The sequence below is a fragment of the Campylobacter sp. W0066.2 genome, assembly GCF_024723515.1.
Taxonomy (GTDB): Bacteria; Campylobacterota; Campylobacteria; order Campylobacterales; family Campylobacteraceae; genus Campylobacter_D.
Window position 1 is genome coordinate 27,034 of the sequence record NZ_JANQCV010000011.1, and the last position, 23,149, is coordinate 50,182.

A 23,149-nucleotide genomic window follows, 5' to 3' on the forward strand; every position below is an offset into this window, starting at 1 on the left:
AAAGAAGTGAGTTAGCAATAGATTGAAGGCTTCAAGGCTATCAAGTATTACAAGGTTACCTCGATAACCTTGTAAAGCTTGACCCCAAGGTTTTAAAACCTTGGGTTAGAATTATTGTTTTAATTGAAGCAAAGTATTTAAAAGCTGATCACTTGTGGTAATCGTTTTTGAGTTTGCTTGATAACCCCTTTGGATTACAATAAGCTCAGTTAATGCGCGACTTAAATCCACGTTTGACATTTCTATAGCTGAGCCTTTTAAACCCCCTCTACCACCTTCGCCCGCATGACCTATGGTAGCTGTTCCTGAGTTTGCTGTCGCTTTATAAAGGTTACTACCCATTTCTTCAAGACCCATATTATTTGGGAAAGTAGCTAGAGCAACCTTAGCTAGAGCTAGAGTTTTACCATTTGTAAATTCTCCATAGATATAACCATTCTCATCAGTTCTTAATGCATCTGGCTTTAGATTACCCCCTGTGTAACCATCTGTTTCTTGTTTAGTAGTAGATGAGTCTTTATCATAGCTTGTTAAACCATCAAAACCACCTGTTGTACCAAAGTCAAGTTTTATAACTTGATCAGGTTTTGAGCCGTTATTTCCGGTGAAATTTAATACATTTGGTGTATAGCTTTGAAGTGAGCCATCATTGCCAAATCTTAAATTTCCTACTACTATATTTCCCGGAGCTCCATCACCACTAAAATTAATCTCTGCAGGTTCAGGCACTGAAATGATGATAGACCATTCAGCCCCACCATCTGCTGTTTTAGTTTGTTTGGTAAATTGCACAGTTAGCTCATGTCTAGTTCCTAGCGAATCAAAGATTTCTATACTAGCAGTATGAGCTGATAAGTACATATCTTGAGAATATTTTTCATTATTACCTGCGTTGAAATTTCCATCTAAGGCGCTAAACATCGCTGTGAATTTATCGTTAGTAGCAATTTTGTTTGCCTCATTAGAATAACCTGTAACTTTAAAAGTCATATCTTTAGAATTATCATCTAACTTAGGATTAGTGATTTTAAATCTACCATCACTTTCTACTACAACCTCTACGCCTCTGTTGGCATCTTCCGTAGAACCCTGCATTCCATTAGCCCAATTTTCTATAGTTCCATCACCATCATAATCAACTGCCCATCTTGCATCTCTTTGTAAAAGCTCTCTTAAATCCTCAGTAGTGTGAAAAGTTCTTTGTCCATTTGCACTAGGCATGTTTGCTTCCTCCCGTGTGCCTGCATTTGGATTTGGATTAGCCCCTATATCTACATTATTTGAACTATAAATATACTCATGAGCAGTTATAACTTGAACACTCATTTTTGCTTCACCACTAACAGTATCATTTGATGTGGTTCCCAACCATGCTCTATCAGCTGTCCCTCTAGCTGTTAATAATCCTTCAAGATTTGTATTATCTCCAGGAACATTATCGGCTCTAGATTGCACTTGAGCACCTGCCGTTGTTGCAGGATTGACAACTATATTCAAATTTTTTGATTTAGCGGTAGTTCCCGTGCTATTATCATTAGTAAAAGTGATTTTACCATCTACCACTGAAGCTACTACACCAGTTTCAGCTGTCTTAGCATTAATGGCATTAATAAAAGTTTCTTGCCCTACACCTTCTGCTTGTATATTTACACCATTAATAGTAATATCTAGTTTTGCGGCATGAGTTGTTTCTCCATCTTTAAAACCCCAAAAAGTATAATTAGTACTAGGTTTAAATTCAGATCTATCTAACGGTAGCGGTGGATCCATAATAACATTGGAAGTATGTTTAGCATCGGCATAACTTACCCATATACCTTGTCCATTTCTTAGGTTTAAGCCCTCACCTTGAGCGTTAAACACCACGCCCATATCCACACCTTTTTCGGTTACTTGGGCTCCACTTTTTGAAGTAGTATAAAACTCAGTATGTCCAGTATCATTTTCGTCTATCGCCGTTCCAGTATCTTCTCTTCTGCCATGAGTAGAATCAAGAGCATAGATAGGACGCTTAGCAGAAGCATTCATACCTAAAGTATTACCACTGTCTAAATTTGCTGTAAGACTTACTGAAGTACTTGGCCTAGCAGGCATACTCATACCAGGTGGGATAACTATATCTTGCACTGAAGTTGAAGAGTCAATTTGACCTGTTTCTTGGTTGTAGTTCCAGCCTTGAACGGTATAGCCGTTATTATCTACGAAATTTCCTACTGCATCTGTTTTAAAGTCCCCTGCACGGGTATAATACTGAGTAGTACCACCATCATTTGAAACGATGAAAAATCCATCCCCATTAATAGCCATATCGGTGTTTTTATCTGTAGTTTGGATATTACCTTGAGAGTGGATTCTAGTAGTAGAATTTACGCCTGCACCAAGTCCAACTTGCATAGGGTTTTTACCACCTAGGTTACCATCTGGAGCTGTAGCTATCTTAGAAGTTTGACTCATAAGCGTTGAGAAATCCGCACGAGAATATTTAAAACCAAATGTATTAACATTGGCTATGTTATTACCTTCTACATCCATTGCGTATTGATGTGCTTGGAGTCCAGAAACCCCAGCCCAAAGAGATCTCATCATAATTAAATCCTTTAAAAAATATTGCTTTGTGAATATCTCACAATCTTCTATTGCTTATGCAGATATAAAGCAATAAGTGTTCCAAAAATGTAAATAAAATGTTATTCAATTGAATACATATATTGCAAAAGTAATTTAGTAAAATAATGGAAAATAAAGCTTTTAGTCAAAAAATTAATGTCTACAATTTTCATAATAAATTGTTATAAAAATGCATACTATGTCTTTAAAGTGTAAAGTTTTTTTAAAATTACTCGATATAGCTAGTGAATCTTTTCAAAAATATTGCTTAATTAAGCGTGAGAAATCACGCTTAACTTTTATTTCTTTCTTTTAATTTAGCAATCACATCATTTAAACTCAAATCCGCATCAGCCAATAAAACATCTAAATGATAAAGTAAATCAGCTGCTTCATTTATAAGCTCATCTTTGTCTTTAGCAGTAGCAGCCAAAGCAGTTTCAACGCCTTCTTCGCCTACTTTTTGCGCTATGCGTTTAGTACCTTTTGAAAAAAGTTCAGCCGTGTAAGAAGAACTTGCGCAAGTGTTTTTGCGTGAGTTGATGAGCCTTTCAAGACGCGATAAAAACACAAAATCAGCTTTTTTAGAAAGCGTTTCAAAACAAGAAGTATCGCCTGTATGACAAGTAGCGCCTTGAGCTTTTACAAGGATTAAAATACAATCTCTATCACAATCAAGTCCCATATCTATGATATGCAAGAAATTCCCACTTTGCTCACCTTTCATCCACAAACGCTCTTTAGTGCGTGAGTAAAATACAACCTTTTGGTGCTTAAAACTCTCTCTTAGAGCTTGTTCATTCATAAAACCTTGCATTAAAACTTCACAAGAATGATAATCTTGTATGATCACGGGGATAAGGTTATTTACCTTTTGCCAATTTATGCTTTTTATAAATTCTTCTTCATTTATACCCATAGCTTTTCCTTTTAAATACGAATTTGTATACCTTGATCTTTTAAAAATAGTTTTAATTCTTTAATATCTATAAGTTTTTTATGAAATACTGAAGCTGCCAAAGCTCCATCAACACCGAGTTTAAAAGCGTCTAAAAAATGCTCTTTAGCTCCTGCACCACCGCTTGCTACTAAAGGCACAGGGCAAATTTGTCTAACTTTAGCAAGTTGATCAAGATCATATCCCTTTCTCATACCATCTTGATTCATCATATTTAGCACGATTTCACCCGCTCCTAACTCGCATACTTGCTTTACCCACTCTAGTGTTTTTTTACCACTATGATGAGATTTGCTCTCATCTCCGGTGTATTTATAGACTAAAAACTCGTTGTTTTCATCTTTAAAAGTATCTATGCCTACGACTACGCATTGCACTCCAAAGCTTTTTGCAAGGCGTGAGATTAAATCAGGATCATTTAAAGCAGGGGAATTAATAGAAATTTTATCAGCACCATTTGCTAAAAGCTCTTTTGCGTCATCTTCACTTTTTATACCCCCTGCAACACAAAATGGTATAGAGATATTTTGTGCTACTTTGCTTACCCAAGCTCTATTGATACGCTCATTCTTAGCTGAAGCTGTAATATCATAAAATACAAGCTCATCAATTCCATTTTGTGAGTAAAATTTAGCAAGTTCTATAACATCTCCCATATCTTCATGATTTTTAAACTGCACCCCTTTAACTACTCTACCATCTTTTACATCTAAACATGCTATTATGCGTTTTGTAAGCATTCTTGAGCCTCCTTTATGCTAAATTCTTTATCAAGCAAGGCTTTACCTACGATGATACCACTTACTATGCCATTTAGCTTTTTAAAATCTTCTAAGCTCGCCACGCCTCCACTTGCTTGGGTTTGCAAATGTGGGAATTTCTCATGTAAAGCTTTGTATAAAGTGATGTTTGCTCCACTCATCGTGCCATCTTTAGAAATATCTGTGCATAAGATATGTTTTACATCTTTATAAAAATTTAAAAGCTCAAACAAACTCTCATCGCTTGTTTTACTCCATGCATCAACAGCTACAAAAAACTCATCTTTAACACAAATACTATCAAGCGCTAAGACTATATTTTCTACGCCAAATTCATTTAAAAGCTCTTGTGTAAAGGCTTTGTTTTTAACCGCTAAAGAGCCTATAACTACGCGTTTAACACCGCTATCAAACAAAGCTTTAACTTCATCTTTAGTGCGAATTCCTCCACCTACTTGAAGATTTACTCTAATTTTTGAAGCTAGGTTTTCTATGAGTTTTAGTTGTCTTTTGCTAGGATCTTTTGCACCGCTTAAATCCACCAAATGAAGCCAAGCAACACCTTGAGCCTCATACTCTTGAAATTTAGCCAAAGGATCAAAGCTGTATTCTTGCTTTTTAGTATAATCTCCTTTATAAAGCCTTACTACTTTGCCATCTATTAAGTCTAATGCCGGAATGATTTGAGTTTGCATTTTTACCTACATATTTATGAAATTTTTTAATAATACTTCGCCCGCTTCGCCGCTTCTTTCAGGATGAAACTGCACACCATAAAAATTGTCTTTATTTAAACTTGCACTAAATTTGGTAGAATACTCACACTCTGCGATGGTGTATTCATTTAACCCCACACAATAACTATGCACAAAATAAAAATAAGCTCCATCTAAGCCTTTAAAAAGCTCATGTGAGCTAAAGACTTGATTCCACCCCATATGTGGGAAAGTAAAATTTGCTTTTTCTTGGAATTTTTGTGTCTCAAAAGGCATAATACCAAGTGTTTTTTGGTGTAATTCTTCTGAAAATTTACCCAAAATTTGCATACCAAGACAAATGCCTAAAAGTGGTTTTGTGGTAGTTTGGATAAAATTTTCTAAATTAAGTGCTTGTAGATTAGCCATTGCTTTAGCTGCTGTGCCAACCCCAGGAAGTAAAAGCTTATCTGCTTGTGAGAGTTCTTTTAAATCATGCGTGATAATACTTTTTTGCCCTAAACGCTCGAGCGCAAAAGCAAGTGAAGCCAAATTCGCACAACCTGTATCTATAATAGCTAGTTTCATATCACTCCTTTAGAGCTTGCTAGGTTTTCATTTTCTATTTTTATAGCCATTTTTAAAGCTCTTGCAAAAGCTTTAAAAAGTCCTTCGGCTTTGTGATGATCGTTTTTGCCTTTAACTTTTAAATGCAAACTCGCACCCATAGCATAGCTTAGTGAGTAGAAAAAATGCTCTATCATTTCTGTGCTTAATTCTCCAAGCTTTTCTTTTTTAAATTTAGCCTTATAAACTAAATGCGGTCTATTGCAAAAGTCAATTGCACAACTTGCCAAGCACTCATCCATAGGTAAAACAAAGCCATATCTTGCAATGCCTATTTTTTGATCTAGTGCGCTTTTGATAGCCTCGCCCAAAGCAAGTGCGACATCTTCTACGCTGTGATGTTCATCAACTTCTAAATCCCCTTTGCATTTTATTTCTAAAGATATATTTGCATGCGTAGCAATTTGCTCTAACATATGATCAAAAAATGCGATATTTGTTTTTATATTAGCTTTTGCTTTTTCATTAAAAGCTATTTTAACTTGAATTTGGGTTTCTTTGGTATTACGCTCTATACAGGCACTGCGGTAATTTTGCAAGATAAAATCAGCGATTTGCTCCCAGTTAAAATCGTTTTTATCATATTTTAAACCTTGAATTTCAAGATTTTGCGCCAAAAGCATATCGCTGTCTCTATCGCCTATGACAAAACTTTTATTTTTATCATAAAGTTTATTTTTGATATAGTTTTCAAGCATGGCAGTTTTTGGCTTCCTACAGGCACAATTTTCATGCTCAAAATGTGGGCATATAAAAATATCTTCAAATTCTATGCCACAACTTTGAAAAACACTTAGCATTTTTTCATGAGCCTTGTCAAAATTTTCCTTAGGAAAAGAATTTGTGCCTAGGCCGTCTTGATTACTCACCATAACAAATTTAAAACCAAAATTTTTTAACTTTAAAAGTGCATTGATGGCACCTTTTTCAAACTCAAGTTTTTCTAAAGAATCGATTTGAAAATCATCTTTTGGTTCATCAATGAGCGTGCCATCTCTATCGATAAATAAAATTTTTGCACTCATTTTAGACTTTCTAATCTTAAACTCACAGCATTTTTATGCCCATCAAGCCCTTCAGCTGCTGCTAAAACTTCCACCACAGGCCCAAGCTTTTTCAAGCCTTCTTTGCTAAGTTCTTGCACGGTCATTCTTTTCATAAAATCAGCAAGCCCTAATGAAGAATAAGACTTAGTAAAACCATAAGTTGGCAATACATGATTTGTTCCACTTGCATAATCTCCCATAGATTCTGGAGAATACTCACCTAAAAATACCGAACCTGCATGCATAATATCATCAAGCAAACTAGATGGATTTTGTGTATGAATGATCAAATGCTCTGGTGCATAGTCATTTGAAATGCTTATGGCATGCTTTATATCTTTTGCAAGAATGATTTTAGAGTGCGCTAAAGATTTTGAAGCAATTTCTTTACGCGAGAGTTTTTCAAGCTGTAAAGCAACTTCACTATCTACTTCTTTGGCTAGTTTTTCACTTGTGCAAACTAAAATCGCTTGAGAATCTGCTCCATGCTCAGCTTGTGAGAGTAAATCCGAAGCTATAAATTTAGCATTAGCAAACTCATCTGCTAAAACTAAAACCTCAGAAGGCCCTGCTTGCATATCAATAGCCATTCCATGATTATTAACTTGCTTTTTGGCTTCAGTTACAAAGGCATTTCCTGGGCCAAAAATTTTATCTACTTTTTGCACACTTTGCGTTCCATAAGCAAGCGCTGCTATGGCTCCTGCTCCGCCTATTTGATACACTGCATCAACTTTGCAAAGCTTTGCTACAAAAGCAATAGCAGGGTGCAGTGGTGCTGGGGAAGCTAAGGCTATGAATTTGCACTTTGCAATTTTAGCAGGGATAACTAGCATAAGTGCAGTTGAAAAAAGTGGCGCTAAGCCTCCTGGTATATAAAGCCCTACTTTTTCGATAGCTCTTGTTAGCACCTTACAAGTTACCCCTTCAAAGGTTTGAACCTCTATGGTTTGGCTTTCTTGGGCTTTGTGGAATTTATAGATATTTTCATAAGCTATTTTAATAGCTTGTTTTAACTCATCATCAATTTGATCTGCTAAATTACTAAGCTCTTCATCACTTAGTTTGATGGAATTTAACTCTACTTTATCAAACTTTACAGCCATTTGCTTTAAAGCTTCATCGCCATTTGTTTTAACATCTTCAATGATTTGTTCTACTATGGTTTTAACTTGTGCATTAGCGCTCATAGCAGGACGCTTGAGTGCTAATTCTTGTTCGCTTTGGTTTAATTTTTCAAAATCAAGTATTTGCATTTTTATCCTTTAAGAGAGCATTTTTTCAATAGGTAAAACTAAAATCGCACTTGCACCTTCTTTTTTCAAAGCTTCCATAGTTTCCCAAAATAAATTTTCTTGACTTACCATATGTAATGCCACTCTAGCTTTATCATTTTCTAAAGGTAAAATCGTAGGTTTTTCAACACCTGGTAATAAAGCTGTAATTTTTTCTAGCTTTTCAATAGGAGCATGCAACATGATGTATTTTGACTCTCTTGCTTGCATAACTCCATGAATTCTAATGAGTAATTTATCGATTAATTCTTGTTTGTGTGAAGCTAAACTTTCTTTTCTTTGGATAATACAAGCTTTTGATTTATAAATCACCATAACTTCTTTAAGCCCATTTGCTTTTAAAGTAGCACCACTTGAAACTAAATCACAAATTCCATCAGCTAAATTTGCACTTGGTGCTACTTCAACTGAGCCTGTTAGCATACAAGTTTTATAAGGAATGTTATTTTCTTCCATAAAACGCTTTAAAAGCTGTGGATAAGAAGTTGCTATGCGTAAATTTTTAAAACTTTCTATACCTTTATACTCACTATTTTCTGGTAATGCTAAAGACAAACGACACCCACCAAAATCAAGCTTTTTAAGCATTATAAAATCTGCATTTTCGTTTTTTGATTTTCTTTCTAACTCATTTTCTTCTAAAACATTTTCTCCAACTATGCCAAGATCTACCACTCCATCAAAAATTAATCCTGGTATATCATCATCTCTTACTCTAAGTAAATCAATAGGTAAATTTGTAGAAAAAGCAATCAAGCTTTGATCGTGTATGCGAAGTTTTACGCCTATGGACTCAAGCAAGGCAATAGAATCTTTACTTAAACGACCTGATTTTTGTATAGCTATGCGTAATCTTGAATTTTCTTGCATTTTTTTCCTTTTTTGTAGTTAAAAAGATTAATAGTAGCAAAAAATGGATAAAAATACAAAAAATAGTAAGTAAATAAATAAAAATAAGAAGTTTTTAGCCTTTAAAAAGGCTAAAAATTAAGCTACGAATTCGATGAAAGCCATTTCTGCAGCATCACCACGGCGAATTCTTGTTTTAATAATTCTTGTATAACCACCGTTTCTATCTGCAAATTTAGGTGCGATTTCTGTTACTAGTTTATTTGTAGCTTCTTTATCTTGTAAGCTAGCAAAAACTGCTCTATGAGCATTGAAATCACCTTTTCTTGCACGAGTGATCAATCTTTCAACATAACCTCTTAATTCTTTTGCTTTAGGTAATGTTGTTTCTATTTTACCTGCTTTAATAATAGCAATGGTAAGGTTTTTTAATAAGGCTGCACGATGAGTAGAAGTGCGACCTAACTTTCTATATCCATGTCTATGTCTCATTGATTATCCTTCGTTTTGTGCTTTTAATTCTGTAATTTTTTTCTTTAGCGTTTCTTTTGCACTATCACTGAGTTTTGAATTTCCTATAGGGAAACCTATAGATTCCATTACGCTTTTAATCTCATCTAAAGATTTTTTGCCTAGATTTTTTAAATCTGCAAGTTCACTAACACTCATTAAAGCAAGCTCGCCAATATAAACTACATTTGCTTTTTCTAAGCAGTTAAAGCTTCTTGCGCTTAAATTTAACTCAGTTATATTTTGAAGTAATTTTACATGTTCTACTTCATTATTTGGTGTTTGACTTCTTACAACGCTTTGTGCATTAGTGATTTTATCAAACACTGATAATTGTTTATACATTGCTTCTAAAGCATTTTTAAAAGCATCACTTGGTGAAATTTGACCATCGGTTGTGATTGTAAAAACAACTTTTTCATAATCTGGATTATCTTCAAAAAGCACTTTTTCTATATCATAAACTGCATGTTTTACCGGAGTAAAGAATGCATCAAGTGCTATAAATTCAGGATCTAAGAAATTTTGAATTTCTTCAGAAGGCACATAACCTATACCTTTTTCAATGATTAAAGTAAATTCTAAATCCGCATCTTCATTAATCGTTGCAAGATAGCTATCTGCATTCACAACTTCAACAACTTCATTGTTTAAGTCTTTTCCGCAAATTTCTTTTGGCCCTTTAAAACTAAAAGTTACGATTTCTTTTTCAGAATCTGTTTTTAGTTTAAATCTTAATTTTTTTAGATTGATAATAAACAATGCTACATCTTCAAGCATACCACGCATACTATCAAATTCATGTGCTACGCCTTTGATTTTAACTCCTGTTGGAGCAAAACCTACTGTGCTTGAATAAAGTAAACGACGCAAAGGATGCGCCAAAGTAATAGCATAGCCAATTTCAAAAGGCCATGCACTTACTTTTGCTATTGTATCACTGATATTTTCAATACTAAACTCTGTTGGTGTATAAGCAGAAGTTGTAATAAGTCTCATATCAAAAACCTTTATTATTTAGAGTACAACTCAACGATATATCTTTCCTCAACTGGAATGATAACTTCTTCTCTTTCAGGTTTTCTTGTAAAAATTCCAAATCTTTTATCTTTTTCTACATCAACCCAAGCAACTATACCAGTTTGAGCAGTAAGTTCGATCGCTCTTGAAATTTGAGGATTGTTTTTACTTTTTTCAATCACTTCGATTTTTTGACCTGCTTCTACTCTATAACTAGGAATATCCACTCTTTTGCCATTTACTAAAATATGTCCATGGGTTACAAGTTGTCTAGCAAAACGGCGTGTTGTAGCAAAACCCATTCTATAAACAACATTATCAAGTCTTTGTTCTAAAAGCTGAATTAAAAGTGCACCGGTGTTACCATCTTTTCTAGCAGCTTCGCTGAACAATCTTCTAAATTGTTTTTCGCTAACCCCGTACATAAATTTAGCTTTTTGCTTTTCTCTTAATTGAAGTCCGTATTCGCTGATTTTAGCTTTTCTTTGTCCATGCTGACCTGGTGCGTAAGGGCGTTTATCTAAAGCACTTTTACCTGCTAATCTTCTTTCGCCTTTCATTGCCAAGCTTACGCCAAGTCGTCTTTCTAATTTCTCTACTGGTCCTCTATATCTTGCCATTATAATTCTCCTAAATCTTATATCTTATTCTTAGACACGACGACGTTTTGGTGGTCTACAACCATTATGAGCTAATGGGGTAATATCTTTTAAGAAAGTTACTTTAATACCTTCCATAGCACCTACACTCTTAACCGCTGTCTCACGACCACTTCCTGGTCCTTGTACTTTAATACCTACTTCTTTAATGCCATGTTCTTTTGCTTTATTTAAAGCATCTTCTACTGCTTGTTGTGCTGCATAAGGAGTTGATTTTTTAGAACCTTTAAATCCTAAACCACCTGCACTGCTCCAAGCGATAGCATTTCCCATTTCATCAGTTACAGTAACCATAGTATTATTAAATGTTGCACTGATATAAACTATACCTTTAGCTATATTTTTTTTAACTACTTTTTTCTTAACTACTTTTCTTTTTGCCATTTTCTATCCTTATGATTTTGCACCAACGGTTTTTCTCTTACCTTTTCTAGTTCTGGCATTTGTTTTTGTTTTTTGACCACGAACTGGTAAGCCTTTTCTATGTCTTAAGCCTCTAAAGCTTCCTAGATCCATCAATGCTTTGATATCCATAGCAACTTGTTTTCTAAGATCACCCTCAACCATGTAGTTTTCTTGAATTTCTTTACGGATAGCTGCTGCTTCATCTTCACTTAACTCATGAACTCTTTTATCATAAGAAATTCCTGTTTTATCTAAGATTTTTCTTGAAGTATGCAAACCTATACCATAAATATAAGTCAAGCCATATTCAATTCTTTTTTTCTTTGGTAAATCCACACCTGCAATACGAGCCATAAATTATCCTTGTCTTTGTTTGTGTTTTGGATTTTCGCAAATAATGCGAACTACGCCTTTACGACGAACTACTTTGCATTTGTCACACATCTTTTTAACAGATGGTCTAACTTTCATGCTTTACTCCTGTTATTGTAAATTCCACTTTTTTACAACTGCACCAGGTTTTTAGAGCAACCAACTATTTTCAAAATAAGTGGTGATTTTGAAAATACTTCTTCATACAGTTTTATTGCAATTTCTGCAAAAGTGCTAATTATACTTTACTTTTGCTTTTAAACAACTTAGACTTATTTGTATCTAAATGTAATACGACCCTTATCAAGACTATAAGGCGTTAGCTCTACTTTAACTCTATCGCCAGGCATAATTCTAATATAATGCATACGCATTTTACCTGCAATATGACAAAGTATTACATGTTTATTATCTAATTCAACTTTAAAAGTTGCATTAGGTAAAGCTTCTATTACACTACCATCGATTTCGATAATATCATCTTTTGCCAATGCTTTCTCCTTTCTATAAAATACAAAACTATTATTTTAACACAATTTTTCTTTTTAATTTTTTAATATTTTTTAACAAACTATGATATTTTTTACTATAATTATAAAATTACTACAAAAAAGAAAGTATTTAGATGCCAAAAAGTTTAAAAAGAAGTGATTATAAAACACTTTCCTTATCTTCTTTAGGTGGGGCCTTAGAATTTTATGACTTTGTAATTTTTGTCTTTTTTGCTAATTATATTTCAAGAAATTTTTTTCCAAGCGATTTAAGTGATTTTTGGAAACTTTTAAATACTTATGGGGCTTTTGCAGCAGGATATTTAGCTAGACCACTTGGTGGTATAGTTATGGCTCATTTTGGTGATAAATTTGGTCGCAAGAAAATGTTTATGCTTAGTATTTTGCTGATGGTTGTGCCAACTTTTTCTTTAGCTTTTATACCTACTTTTGAAAGCATAGGTTACTTAGCTCCTATTTTTTTACTACTTGTTAGAATAGCTCAGGGCATAGCCATAGGCGGAGAATTACCTGGTGCTTGGGTATTTGTAAAAGAACACGCACCCGATGGAAAAGATAGTTTTTATATCAGTGCCATTAATGCTTCCATGGCTTTTGGTATCCTTTTAGGATGTGTTGTTGCATTAGTAATTAATCATTGCTTTGATCAAGAATCAATTTATGATTATGCTTGGCGTATTCCGTTTGCCATAGGTGGGATTTTTGGCATTATTTCTATATATCTTAGAAAATTTCTAGAAGAAACACCTGTTTTTCAAAAAATGCACCAAGAAAACAACTTAGAAAAATTTCCTTTAAAAACACTTTTTAAAGAAAAAAATATTTTTTTAGATATCATCGCTTCTATGCTTTTAACATGGATGCTTACAGCTTGTGTGATTATACTTATTTTACTTATGCCAAATTTTATACCTGAAGTTTTAGTTCTTGATAAAACAGACGCTATTTTAATACAAATGATTGCAATAGTGATTTTATCTTACGGAACCTTGCTTGCTGGAATTTGGGTAGATAAATTTGGTTTTTTAATGACTAGTTTGGTATTTGCAATAGGTTTTAGTCTTTCTTGCTTTTTTTATTTTTATTTTTTCTATGCACAAATTTTACATTTGAGTATATATTTTTATTTCATAGCATGTTTTTTTGGTGGTATTAATGCTTTAGCACCTATTTTAATGTGTAAAATTTTTAAACCAAGTATTCGTTTTAGTGGGATTTCTTTTTCTTATAATATAGCCTATGCTATAGCAGGTGGTTTTACACCTCAACTTGTATTTGCATTGCACTCTTTAGCTATAAAACCTGAAAATCCTTTTGTATATGGAATTTTTATTTATATTTTATTTCTTTCATTAATAACATTGCTAGCTGCTGTATTTACTTATAAGAGATTAAGATTTTAATGTTATAATTAATATAAATTATTAATTATAAATTTATAAAAATAAAGGAAAATGATTATGAAAATTTTTATTGTTTTAATATTTTCTTTACTACCGCTTTTAGCGCTTGAAATGATCACACCCATACCAGAAAGCATACCTTATGATAAAGAAAAAGCTATTTTAGGGAAAAAACTCTATATGGATACAAGTTTATCAAAAGATAAAAAAGTATCTTGCAATAGCTGTCATGATATTACAAATTTTGGAGTAGATAATAAAACCTTCTCAACAGGTATTAATGGCATAGTAGATGAACCATTCCATACTCCTACAAATTTTAATGCGGTTTTTAATCTAGCGCAATTTTGGAGAGGTAATGCAAAAGATTTGCAAGATCAAGTCAAACATCCTTTGTTAAACCCTAAAGAAATGGGATTAAAAGACGCAAATGAAGTGGTGCAAATAGTAAAAACTAATGCAATTTATGAAAAAGAATTTAAAAAACTTTATGGAGAAATTAGCTTTGAAAACATAACACACGCTTTAGCTGAGTTTCAAAAAACCTTACTCACTCCAAATTCGCCTTTTGATCGCTACCTAAAGGGCGATAAAAACGCTATAAGCGAGCAAGCAAAAAGAGGCTATAATGCTTTTTTGTCAAATGGTTGTATAGCATGCCATCAAGGTCAAAATATAGGTGGCAATATGTATCAAAAAATGGGAGTATTTGTGCCTTATGATAATGGAACAAACTGGAAAGGACGCTATGAGATTACTCAAGATCCCCATGATCAATTTGTAGTAAAAGTACCAAGTCTTCGAAATATAGCTAAAACTGCTCCTTATTTTCACGATGGCTCTATGCCAACCCTTGATGCTTGTGTGCAATTTATGGCTTATTATCAACTTGGTAAATTTTTAGAACAAAATGTAGTCGATGATATAGTTGCTTTTTTAAATTCTTTAACAGGAGAATACCATGACCCACTCAAATAAAAAATCTTTTTCTTTTTTAAAACAATTTATTACTTTATCTATAGTGGTTTTGGTATTGCTTTTAACTTTAACTTTGTTTATTTTTAATACCTACAACACTACAAAAAGAAATTCACTCATCATGGGTTCTTTTCAAAAATTAGAAATTTTAGATACCAAAATAGATGAGATTTTTAAAAATAAACTTAACTTACAAAATTACGATACTAGTGTTGCTTTAGTACAAGATTTTGAAAATACTTTAGCAATTTTAAAAGCTAATAAAATAGACACCAAAAAAATACAAACCATTTTTGAGAAAAAAAATGCTCAATTACAGCATTTTAAATCAGCTAATTCTATTGCTATAAATTCAAAACTTTATCTTTATGAAATTCAACAAGAAATCATCAAACAAACAAATCAACTAGCACTCACTATCCAAGAAGCTAAACAAATAGATTATATAGGAGATATATTAAGTATTATAGGAACTATGGATATATTAGAACCTTTAGCACAAAATAGACTACAAAATCTTGTCGCAAATTTGAATGCAAAAGACTCTCAATTGCCACAAGAATTATTTGAGCTTTTTAGCACACATTGTAAAATGATACTCAGTCAGATTAAAATTTTAAAAGATAATTCTCAAAGTTTTCTTGATCAAGAATTACAAAAAGAAATCATTACTCATAAAAATTTAATTGCACAAGAAATCAATCTTAATAACAAATATAATCTTTACACCGCTATAGGAATTTTCTTATTTACCTTAGCTGTGTTGATTTTTTTCATACTTTTAACACTAAAGAAAGTAATCATACCTATATCTTTACTTGAAAAACTAAGTGCAAACTTAGCTGGTGAGCATGCAAATTTAAGCGCAAGATTAGATATTGATAAAAAAAGTGAATTGGCTACAAGTGCTGGCTATATAAACTCTTTTATACAAATAGTGCAAAATTCAGTTTTAGAAGCTATACAAACTGCAAATTCAAGCCATAAAAGCTCACAAAAACTCTCTCAAAATGCTGAAGTTTTACAGCAAAGCTCACTTTTACAGCATGAGCAAATTTCTAATGTCCATGAAATAAGCTCTATCTTAGAAAGCCATATAGACTTAACACAAAATTTAGCTAAAAACACCATAAATGATATGCATGATATGCAAGAAGTGATGGGAGAGGTTGAAACAACACTTAAAGAATTAGTAGAACTTATATTATTAAGTGGCGAAAAAGAACAAAGTGTTTTAAGTGCTATGGATATGCTAGTGCAAAGTGCCGATAGCATAGTAGAAGTTACTACAACCATAAAAGATATAGCCGATCAAACTAACTTACTAGCTTTAAATGCAGCCATTGAAGCTGCGCGTGCAGGCGAGCATGGACGTGGCTTTGCTGTGGTTGCTGATGAGGTTAGAAATCTAGCTGATAAAACTACAAAGTCTTTGGTTGCCATAGAAACTACCGTAAGAACCATAGTACAACAAATCGATGATAATAAAAGCTTAATGGATGGAATTCATCAATCCATGAATGACACTTCTAACAAAGCTAATATCTTACAAGGTAAGGTTGGAACTTCTATAGAAAAATTAAAAACAAGTATTCATTCTACGAAAATCATGGAAGAAAAAAGTGATGAATCAAAAGCTAAAATGAATGAGCTAGAACAAAATATAGAAAAAGTAACCGAACTTGCAAATTGTGTTAAAAATTACTCCCTTGATTTAACACAAATTTCACAAGATGTTTTAGAAAATGCTTCTAAACTTTCAGAAAAACTAAAAACATTCGAGTAAGAAAGATTAAACTTTCTTACTTAGATAAAATATCTGCCTTGCCATTTATAATAGCAACACAATGCTCATAATGAGCCGCATTTAAACCATCTTTGCTTCCTGCTTCCCAATTGCCTTTTAAATGTACTGGCGTGCCATCTTTTTGACACACCATAGGCTCTATGCAAAATACCATACCATTTTTGATTTTAGGGCCACTTTTTGCACTAGCTCCTGGTTCTAAATAATTTGGAATTTCAGGCTCACCGTGTGGTTTTTTACCTATACCATGACCACAGTAACCTTTCAAAGGCACAAAACCTCTTTTAGTAATAAACTCACCAAGCTCATAAGAAAGCTCTTTAAAACGCATACCCTCTTTGATAATATCTATAGCATAATACAAAGCATCTTTAGCACAAGCAATCAAAGCTTCATCAGTAGCTGAAATTTTACCTATAGGTATAGTCCTTGCTGCATCCCCATAATATCCATCCATACAAGTACCCACATCAAGCCCTAAAATATCACCTTCTTTTAAAATACGCTCATCGCCCACACCATGAATGCAAGCTTGATTAAGCGAGATACAAATACTACCTGGAAAACCATACAAACCTTTAAAAGATGGTTTTGCACCATGATCAAGTATAAACTCTTCTGCTTTAATATCAATTTCTTTTAAACTCATACCTGGAACTATGATACTTTCTAGATAGTCAAGCGTTCTAGCTACAAGTTCATTTGCTTTGCGTAGTTTTTCTATTTCTGCTGGTTTTTTGATTTCTATCATTTATATTTTCCTTAAAATTTTTAAAAATTTAGCATTTATGCGCTTTTAAAAGCTTTAAGGAAAAAACCTTAAGTTCTAAAACTTAAGGTTTTAACATACACTTGTAAGATTAGTAGCTAAGCCACCTAAAGAAGTTTCTTTGTATTTTGAGTTCATATCCTTGCCGGTTTCATACATAGTTTTTATAACCTCATCAAGACTTACTTTTGGAGTTGATTTTCTACTCATTGCCATTCTAGCAGCTGAAATAGCTTTAATCGCCCCAAAAGCATTTCTTTCTATACAAGGAATTTGCACCAAACCACTTACTGGATCACAAGTTAAACCTAAGTGATGTTCCATTGCAATTTCAGCAGCATTGCAAGCTATCTTTGCATCAAAACCCATCACAGTAGCCATAGCTCCTGCTGCCATAGAACTTGCACTACCAATTTCAGCTTGACAACCAGCTTCAGCACCACTTATACTTGCATTTTTCTTATAAAAAGAGCCTATTAACATAGCAGTAAGTAAAAAATTAATAGCCTTTTCATCATTAAAACCAACCGTGTGATTTTTAAGATAGAGCATTACAGCAGGTACAACAGCACATGCTCCATTAGTTGGTGCAGTTACTACTCTAGCTCCGCTTGCATTTTCCTCTGCAATAGCAATAGCATATAAAGAAATAAAATCAATAATTCCTAAAGGATCACTTGTCATAGCCAAACGTTCATTAAGTCCTTTCGCACGGCGTTTTAAATGTAAATTTCCTGGAAGGAAATCTGAACTTGGATGAATACCATTATAATAAACCTCTTGCATTACTTCCCAAATTTCTAAACAATAAGCTCTAATTTCTTCTTTGGTGTGAAATTGAAGCTCATATTCATAAGAAAGTTTTGCTAGATCCCATGATTTTTCTTCACAAATTTTTAAAGCATCGCTTGCATTGTTAATATCAAGTTCTAATTTAGTATGTTTTTGCTCACAAGCTCCATCTTTGTGTTTTTGAAGCTCAGCTTCACTCATAACAAAACCACCGCCTACTGAATAATAAATTTCTTCAGCAATGATTTCTCCATTTTCATCATAAGCACTTACTTTTAACCCATTTTCATGCAAAGGCAAAAAGTCTTTTTCAAAAATCAAATCTTTATCATAATCAAAATTTAATTCTTTTTGAGCATTTAAAACCAAAATTTTATCTTGCAAAATTTTATTAAACACGCGATCTTGCAAAGCAGCATTAAGCTCTTTTGCCTTTAATCCACTCAAACCCCATATAATAGCCTTATCACTTAAATGGCCTTTACCGGTAAGTGATAAAGAGCCATAAAGTTTGATTTGAATTTTTGTAATTTGTGTGATTTTATCTTTGATTTTTTCACAAAACATATTACCCGCTAGCATTGGTCCTAAAGTATGAGAAGATGAAGGACCAACACCAACTTTAAATATACTTAAATTACTACTCATTCACTAGCACCTTAAAAAGTATAAATTACAGTGATGATTGTCAAAATACCTGTGATAAACACAAATGCATCTAAAGCTTTGTTTTGGAATTTTTTCATTTTAGAAACAGTATAAATTGCAATCATAGGCATTAAGAATAAAATCGCAGCAATAATTGGACCACCTAAGCTTTCAATAAAGCCTAAAATACTTGGATTTACATAAGCAGTAATCAACATAATAATATACATTACCAAAGTTGAATAAACTGCGATTCTTTTCAAATCAGGATTTTCATTACCTGCTAATTTGCAGCATTTTCTAACTATACCATAAGCACCTTCTCTAGCACCAAAATAATGTCCAAAGAATGAACTAGAAATTGCTAAAAACGCAATTAATGGACCACCATAAGAAATAAATGGATTATCAAGTTTGTTAGCAAAATAAGAAAGAACAGGTATGTTTTGCGCTCTAGCTTCAGCAAGTTCTGCAGGAGTTAAAGAAAGCACACAAGATACCACAAAAAACATAACAAAAGCAAGCAACATTACAGAGGTTCTAAGCAAAATTTGATTTGCTTTTTGTACTGAATTTTCAGGATATTGTCTTTTTACACTTAAAGAAAAAGTAGAAATTGCTGGTGAGTGATTAAAAGAAAACACTAAAACTGGTAAAGTTAGCCATACTATAGTAATAAATTCTTTTGTTCCAGGAATAGCACTAAAACTTTCAAATGACCATTGTGGGATAAGATATAAAGAAAATAAAAATAAAATAGCACATAAAGGATACACAAGCCATTCACATACTTTAGTGATTAATTCTTCACTAAAAAGCATAATAAGCATAAAAATACTTACCAAAACAAAAGCAAAAACTGCTCTATAAAAAGGAAGCAAATTAGCTATAGTTTTTCCTTGCTCATTAACACTTGTTTGATACATAGCACTAATTGCACTTGCAAAAGAACCATTTGGATCTAAAAGTGGTAAGAATTGATTATAAATAAAACTCTCAAAAGTATTAGTTATACCTACACAATATGCTAAACAAATTGGGAAAATTGCAAAGAAATAAAGCACAGAAATAAAAATACTTACTTTTCTACCAAAATACTCTTCAGCTGCATGAGTAATGTCTTTATCATTACCATTTGCTTGGCACACAAAACGACTTAAAGCTCTATGGCTTAAATATACCATTGGAAAAATAATCAAAGCCATTACAACAACCGGCCAAAAGCCACCAACACCTGCCTTAATAGGTAAAAATAAAATCCCCGCACCAACTGCAGTCCCAAAAAGAGAAAGCATCCAACGCGTATCAAAAGAATTCCACTTAAGATTGTCCACATTTTCTCCTTGTAAAAAATAATAAAAAAAGCTTTTACCTAAAAAACTTTTTGTATTATTTTACAAATACGCTCTAGTATAATTTGGCATAATTTTTTCTCTTTCATTTAAAGCAACTGCGGCTTCATTTGCAAAATTTGGATTTCTTAGTAATTTTCTACCATAACAAACCAAATCACACACCTCACCCAAAAGCAAAGCCTCACCTTCGCTAGCACTATTTATAAGCCCTACACAAGATATAGGAATTTTAACAACTTCTTTTAAGGCCTTAGCATAAGGAGCCTGATAAAGCGGTGCTATGTTGGGCACCAAAGAAGGTTTGTTGATATTTCCTCCTGCTGAAACATCTAGCATATCAATGCCTAATTTTTCTAAAATCAAGGCGAGTTTTTTGCTATCTTCTAAATTCCAACCACCTTCTTGCCACTCTGTAGCTGAAATTCTTACAAACAAAGTAATATCAACTTCATTTTTTATACGCTTAATAATATCACACAAAAGACGAATTCTATTTTCAAAACTACCACCATATTCATCGTCTCTTTGATTTGATAAAGGCGATAAAAACGAACTAAGCAAATACCCATGAGCGCTATGAAGCTCTACTGCGTCATAACCTGCTTCTTTGGCTCTTTTAGCACTTTGAATAAATTCTTGCTCTATTTGTAAAATTTCATCTTTGCTTAAAACATGAAGTTTGGAAAATTTTTCACTAAAAGCTATATTGCTTGGAGCTTTTGATACGGCTTCTTTACACGAGTTTTTACGGCCACTGTGATTTAACTGAATGGCAATTTTAGCACCAAAATGATGGCAAAGCTCAACAAGCTCTTTATGTCCTTGAATTTGAAAATCCCCCCAAAGACCTATATCATTATCAGCAATTTTTGCATTTTCATTGATCGCACAAGCTTGAACTATGATAAGCCCAACACCACCCAAAGCTCTAGCTCCATAATGCATCAAGTGAAATTGATTAATCTTACCATCTAAAACTTGCGTTTCATACATATCCATAGGGGGCATTACAATGCGATTTTTTACATAAAAATTTCCAATCTTTAGCTCACTTAAAAGTAAAGACATAATACCCCTTGAAATATTTTTATATTACTATAATAGAAAAAAATTAATTTTTCTTAAAACATATAGCAATTTTGACTAATATTATTATTTTTAATAAATAATTATTAAAAAAATATTTTTTGACTATATTTTTTATCTTAATAATAATATTTCAAATATTAAAACATTCTATTATTTTTAAAAGAAAGTAAAATTCAAAATACAAAAGTGTAAAAATCACACAATTTAATCAAATAAGCTTTTCTCAAAACACTTTAACATAAAGCTTTTGCGGTGCAAGGGAGAATAACCAAATACTTTAATCTTTTCTATATGAGCTTTTGTACCATAACCTTTGTGTTTATCAAAATCATAATTATTATATATTTTAGAAAAATAACACATTTTTTGATCACGACTTACTTTGGCTAATATGCTAGCTGCTGAAACTTCTTGTACTTTCATATCAGCTTTAATCATAGTTTTTATGCCCAAAACACCATAATTTAAATTTCCATCATATAAAATCTCATCTTGGTTAAAATGTTTTTTGATGATGTTTAAAGCTAGTTGCAAACACTGACTAAGCCCTAAAGTATCAATCTGCAAAGGCGAAAAAGCAAGGATTAAAAAATTTGAATGGTGAAGAATTTGCTCATATAGTTCTTCTCTTTTTTTTGCACTTAATTTTTTAGAATCAGCCAAACCATCAATATTTTTTAAAAGCTTGCAAGCTCCTATGTGCATATCTCCAGCCAAAGCTCCACGCCCGGCCTCATCTACTCCAACCAAAGCCATTATTTTTCCTTTATAATGCTATATTTTTCTACTAAATTTTCTAAAGAATAATTCATATTAGCAGGAGAGCTTGAAGGAAGTTCAAAAAAATCTTTATCAGGATGAAATTTAGTAAAATATTTACTTGCAACTTTACCTAATACATAAATTTTTTCTATATTTGCTTTATCTAAAATAATATTTATATCATTTGCTTTAGCATAAGAAATAGTTTTATCATCTGAATTTTTTATCTTACAACTTGCTATAACATCCCAAAGCGCCATATGATTTGCTTTTAAAAAAGCCTTTTGCTCTTGCACTGTTTTTAACTCACACTCAAATAATATTTCAAAAATACGCCAAAAACGATTTTTACTATGTTGATAATAAAAATTTTCTTCTCTTGATTTAATAGATGGAAAAGAACCTAGTATCAAAACTTTTGAGTTTTCATCAAAAAAAGGTTCAAAAGGATGAGTTAGAATTTGCATATTAGACCTTGATAAAAATAAAATATTTTATCATTTTTATCAAGGTTTTTAAAATTATCCTAAAAATTCGCGTTTGAAGTATTCTTTTGGAGCTTTACATAAAGGACAGGCATTTGGTGCTTTTTTGCCACGGTGTATATGCCCACAAACTTCACAAACCCATAATTCTTCTACTTCTGAATTAAAGAAATCTTCTTCTTCAAGCATTTTTTTAAGCGCTAGATATTCTCTTTCATGTTCAATTTCTACTTTACCTATAGCTGTAAATAATCTTGCTATATTTCTTTTGCCCTCATCTTCTGCGATTTTTGCAAAATTTGGATACATAGTGGTATGCTCATAGTTTTCACCTTCTGCTGCACAAATTAAATTTTTAGCAGTTTCTTCTAAAGCTTTACCATCTACTAATTCATGATAAGCTTTAAACTCAGCTCTTGCGTGCCATTTTTCATTTTCTGCAGCTTCTCTAAAATGTTTCGCAATAGCATGCCAACCTTCTTCTTGAGCAATATCTGCAAATAAATCGTATTTATTTCTTGCCATAGATTCGCCAGCAAAAGCTTTCATTAAATTTACAGCTGTTAGATCTTTAGTAATACACTCCATTTCTTGACCACAGCAACTAAGCTTTCCACCGCCTACATTTTGCACTTCTACTTCATTGCCACATTTTTGGCATTTATAACTTTCATATTGTTTCATTTAATATCCTTGTGATTAATTAAGGTTTTGATTGAAAAATCCACCCAAATGTTATTTTAGC

General features: G+C 32.7%; 25 protein-coding genes. 3 read left to right on the forward strand and 22 right to left on the reverse strand.

Features of this window, described 5'->3' with window-relative positions; translation table 11 throughout:
- Positions 1-111 precede the first annotated feature (111 nt).
- The 15 genes from flgE to infA all read right to left on the reverse strand — a co-directional run bounded on the left by flgE (position 112) and on the right by infA (position 12,295).
- Complete coding sequence (flgE, locus tag CAMP18498_RS06025; protein ID WP_337198010.1) at positions 112-2,586, reverse strand: flagellar hook protein FlgE; 2,475 nt, start codon at positions 2,584-2,586, stop codon at positions 112-114.
- 313 nt (positions 2,587-2,899) lie between these two features.
- A complete protein-coding gene (gene hisIE, locus CAMP18498_RS06030; protein WP_337198011.1) occupies positions 2,900-3,526 on the reverse strand; it encodes a bifunctional phosphoribosyl-AMP cyclohydrolase/phosphoribosyl-ATP diphosphatase HisIE in 627 nt (208 codons plus the stop codon).
- An 11-nt stretch (positions 3,527-3,537) separates the two neighbouring features.
- A complete protein-coding gene (gene hisF, locus CAMP18498_RS06035) occupies positions 3,538-4,305 on the reverse strand; it encodes an imidazole glycerol phosphate synthase subunit HisF (RefSeq protein WP_337198012.1) in 768 nt (255 codons plus the stop codon).
- Positions 4,287-5,021: a 1-(5-phosphoribosyl)-5-[(5-phosphoribosylamino)methylideneamino]imidazole-4-carboxamide isomerase gene (gene hisA, locus CAMP18498_RS06040; RefSeq protein WP_337198013.1), complete on the reverse strand. Its 735-nt coding sequence runs from the start codon at positions 5,019-5,021 to the stop codon at positions 4,287-4,289. Before hisA ends, hisF begins: the two co-directional genes overlap by 19 nt.
- A 6-nt stretch (positions 5,022-5,027) precedes the next feature.
- The gene (gene hisH / locus CAMP18498_RS06045; RefSeq protein WP_263666448.1) at positions 5,028-5,609 is read right to left on the reverse strand and encodes an imidazole glycerol phosphate synthase subunit HisH; all 582 of its coding nucleotides are present in this window, start codon (positions 5,607-5,609) and stop codon (positions 5,028-5,030) included.
- Positions 5,606-6,673, reverse strand: coding sequence for a bifunctional histidinol-phosphatase/imidazoleglycerol-phosphate dehydratase HisB (gene hisB / locus CAMP18498_RS06050; protein WP_039627714.1), 1,068 nt, complete (start codon positions 6,671-6,673; stop codon positions 5,606-5,608). Before hisB ends, hisH begins: the two co-directional genes overlap by 4 nt.
- Complete coding sequence (gene hisD, locus CAMP18498_RS06055) at positions 6,670-7,950, reverse strand: histidinol dehydrogenase (protein WP_337198014.1); 1,281 nt, start codon at positions 7,948-7,950, stop codon at positions 6,670-6,672. The genes hisB and hisD overlap by 4 nt, the downstream gene beginning before the upstream one ends.
- Positions 7,951-7,959: 9 nt before the next feature.
- A complete protein-coding gene (gene hisG / locus CAMP18498_RS06060; protein ID WP_133319147.1) occupies positions 7,960-8,859 on the reverse strand; it encodes an ATP phosphoribosyltransferase in 900 nt (299 codons plus the stop codon).
- A 117-nt stretch (positions 8,860-8,976) separates the two neighbouring features.
- Positions 8,977-9,330, reverse strand: a complete 354-nt coding sequence (gene rplQ / locus CAMP18498_RS06065; protein WP_012660847.1) for a 50S ribosomal protein L17 — start codon at positions 9,328-9,330, stop codon at positions 8,977-8,979.
- Between the two features lie 3 nt (positions 9,331-9,333).
- On the reverse strand, positions 9,334-10,347 hold the full coding sequence (locus CAMP18498_RS06070; protein WP_337198015.1) for a DNA-directed RNA polymerase subunit alpha: 1,014 nt from the start codon (positions 10,345-10,347) through the stop codon (positions 9,334-9,336).
- Between the two features lie 14 nt (positions 10,348-10,361).
- Positions 10,362-10,988, reverse strand: a complete 627-nt coding sequence (gene rpsD, locus CAMP18498_RS06075) for a 30S ribosomal protein S4 (RefSeq protein ID WP_039617184.1) — start codon at positions 10,986-10,988, stop codon at positions 10,362-10,364.
- A 30-nt stretch (positions 10,989-11,018) separates the two neighbouring features.
- Positions 11,019-11,411, reverse strand: a complete 393-nt coding sequence (gene rpsK / locus CAMP18498_RS06080; RefSeq protein WP_012660844.1) for a 30S ribosomal protein S11 — start codon at positions 11,409-11,411, stop codon at positions 11,019-11,021.
- A gap of 9 nt (positions 11,412-11,420) precedes the next feature.
- On the reverse strand, positions 11,421-11,786 hold the full coding sequence (gene rpsM, locus CAMP18498_RS06085; protein WP_012660843.1) for a 30S ribosomal protein S13: 366 nt from the start codon (positions 11,784-11,786) through the stop codon (positions 11,421-11,423).
- A 3-nt stretch (positions 11,787-11,789) separates the two neighbouring features.
- On the reverse strand, positions 11,790-11,903 hold the full coding sequence (gene rpmJ, locus CAMP18498_RS06090; RefSeq protein ID WP_002781429.1) for a 50S ribosomal protein L36: 114 nt from the start codon (positions 11,901-11,903) through the stop codon (positions 11,790-11,792).
- 173 nt (positions 11,904-12,076) lie between these two features.
- On the reverse strand, positions 12,077-12,295 hold the full coding sequence (gene infA / locus CAMP18498_RS06095) for a translation initiation factor IF-1 (RefSeq protein WP_337198016.1): 219 nt from the start codon (positions 12,293-12,295) through the stop codon (positions 12,077-12,079).
- Positions 12,296-12,429: 134 nt separating this feature from the next.
- Between infA and CAMP18498_RS06100 the strand changes: the two genes are divergently transcribed.
- From CAMP18498_RS06100 to CAMP18498_RS06110, 3 genes are read left to right on the forward strand one after another with little or no spacing between them, the layout of a single operon-like run.
- Positions 12,430-13,719: an MFS transporter gene (locus CAMP18498_RS06100; protein WP_337198017.1), complete on the forward strand. Its 1,290-nt coding sequence runs from the start codon at positions 12,430-12,432 to the stop codon at positions 13,717-13,719.
- A 54-nt stretch (positions 13,720-13,773) separates the two neighbouring features.
- The gene (locus CAMP18498_RS06105; RefSeq protein ID WP_337198033.1) at positions 13,774-14,697 is read left to right on the forward strand and encodes a cytochrome-c peroxidase; all 924 of its coding nucleotides are present in this window, start codon (positions 13,774-13,776) and stop codon (positions 14,695-14,697) included.
- Entirely contained in the window at positions 14,681-16,483 is a 1,803-nt protein-coding gene (locus tag CAMP18498_RS06110) for a methyl-accepting chemotaxis protein (protein WP_337198018.1), read from the forward strand. Before CAMP18498_RS06105 ends, CAMP18498_RS06110 begins: the two co-directional genes overlap by 17 nt.
- A gap of 16 nt (positions 16,484-16,499) precedes the next feature.
- Here the strand turns inward: CAMP18498_RS06110 and map are convergent, their stop codons facing one another.
- The 7 genes from map to CAMP18498_RS06145 all read right to left on the reverse strand — a co-directional run bounded on the left by map (position 16,500) and on the right by CAMP18498_RS06145 (position 23,088).
- On the reverse strand, positions 16,500-17,255 hold the full coding sequence (gene map / locus CAMP18498_RS06115) for a type I methionyl aminopeptidase (protein WP_337198019.1): 756 nt from the start codon (positions 17,253-17,255) through the stop codon (positions 16,500-16,502).
- 90 nt (positions 17,256-17,345) lie between these two features.
- Positions 17,346-18,713, reverse strand: a complete 1,368-nt coding sequence (locus tag CAMP18498_RS06120; RefSeq protein WP_337198020.1) for an L-serine ammonia-lyase — start codon at positions 18,711-18,713, stop codon at positions 17,346-17,348.
- Between the two features lie 11 nt (positions 18,714-18,724).
- The gene (locus CAMP18498_RS06125) at positions 18,725-20,008 is read right to left on the reverse strand and encodes an aromatic amino acid transport family protein (RefSeq protein ID WP_442867724.1); all 1,284 of its coding nucleotides are present in this window, start codon (positions 20,006-20,008) and stop codon (positions 18,725-18,727) included.
- 99 nt (positions 20,009-20,107) lie between these two features.
- A complete protein-coding gene (locus CAMP18498_RS06130) occupies positions 20,108-21,136 on the reverse strand; it encodes an oxidoreductase (RefSeq protein WP_337198022.1) in 1,029 nt (342 codons plus the stop codon).
- Between the two features lie 225 nt (positions 21,137-21,361).
- The gene (locus CAMP18498_RS06135) at positions 21,362-21,913 is read right to left on the reverse strand and encodes a ribonuclease HII (protein ID WP_337198023.1); all 552 of its coding nucleotides are present in this window, start codon (positions 21,911-21,913) and stop codon (positions 21,362-21,364) included.
- Entirely contained in the window at positions 21,913-22,386 is a 474-nt protein-coding gene (locus CAMP18498_RS06140; protein WP_337198024.1) for a DNA-deoxyinosine glycosylase, read from the reverse strand. Before CAMP18498_RS06140 ends, CAMP18498_RS06135 begins: the two co-directional genes overlap by 1 nt.
- A 54-nt stretch (positions 22,387-22,440) precedes the next feature.
- Positions 22,441-23,088 (reverse strand): ferritin family protein, encoded by a 648-nt coding sequence (locus CAMP18498_RS06145; RefSeq protein ID WP_012660833.1) that lies wholly within the window; start codon positions 23,086-23,088, stop codon positions 22,441-22,443.
- Positions 23,089-23,149: the final 61 nt, after the last annotated feature.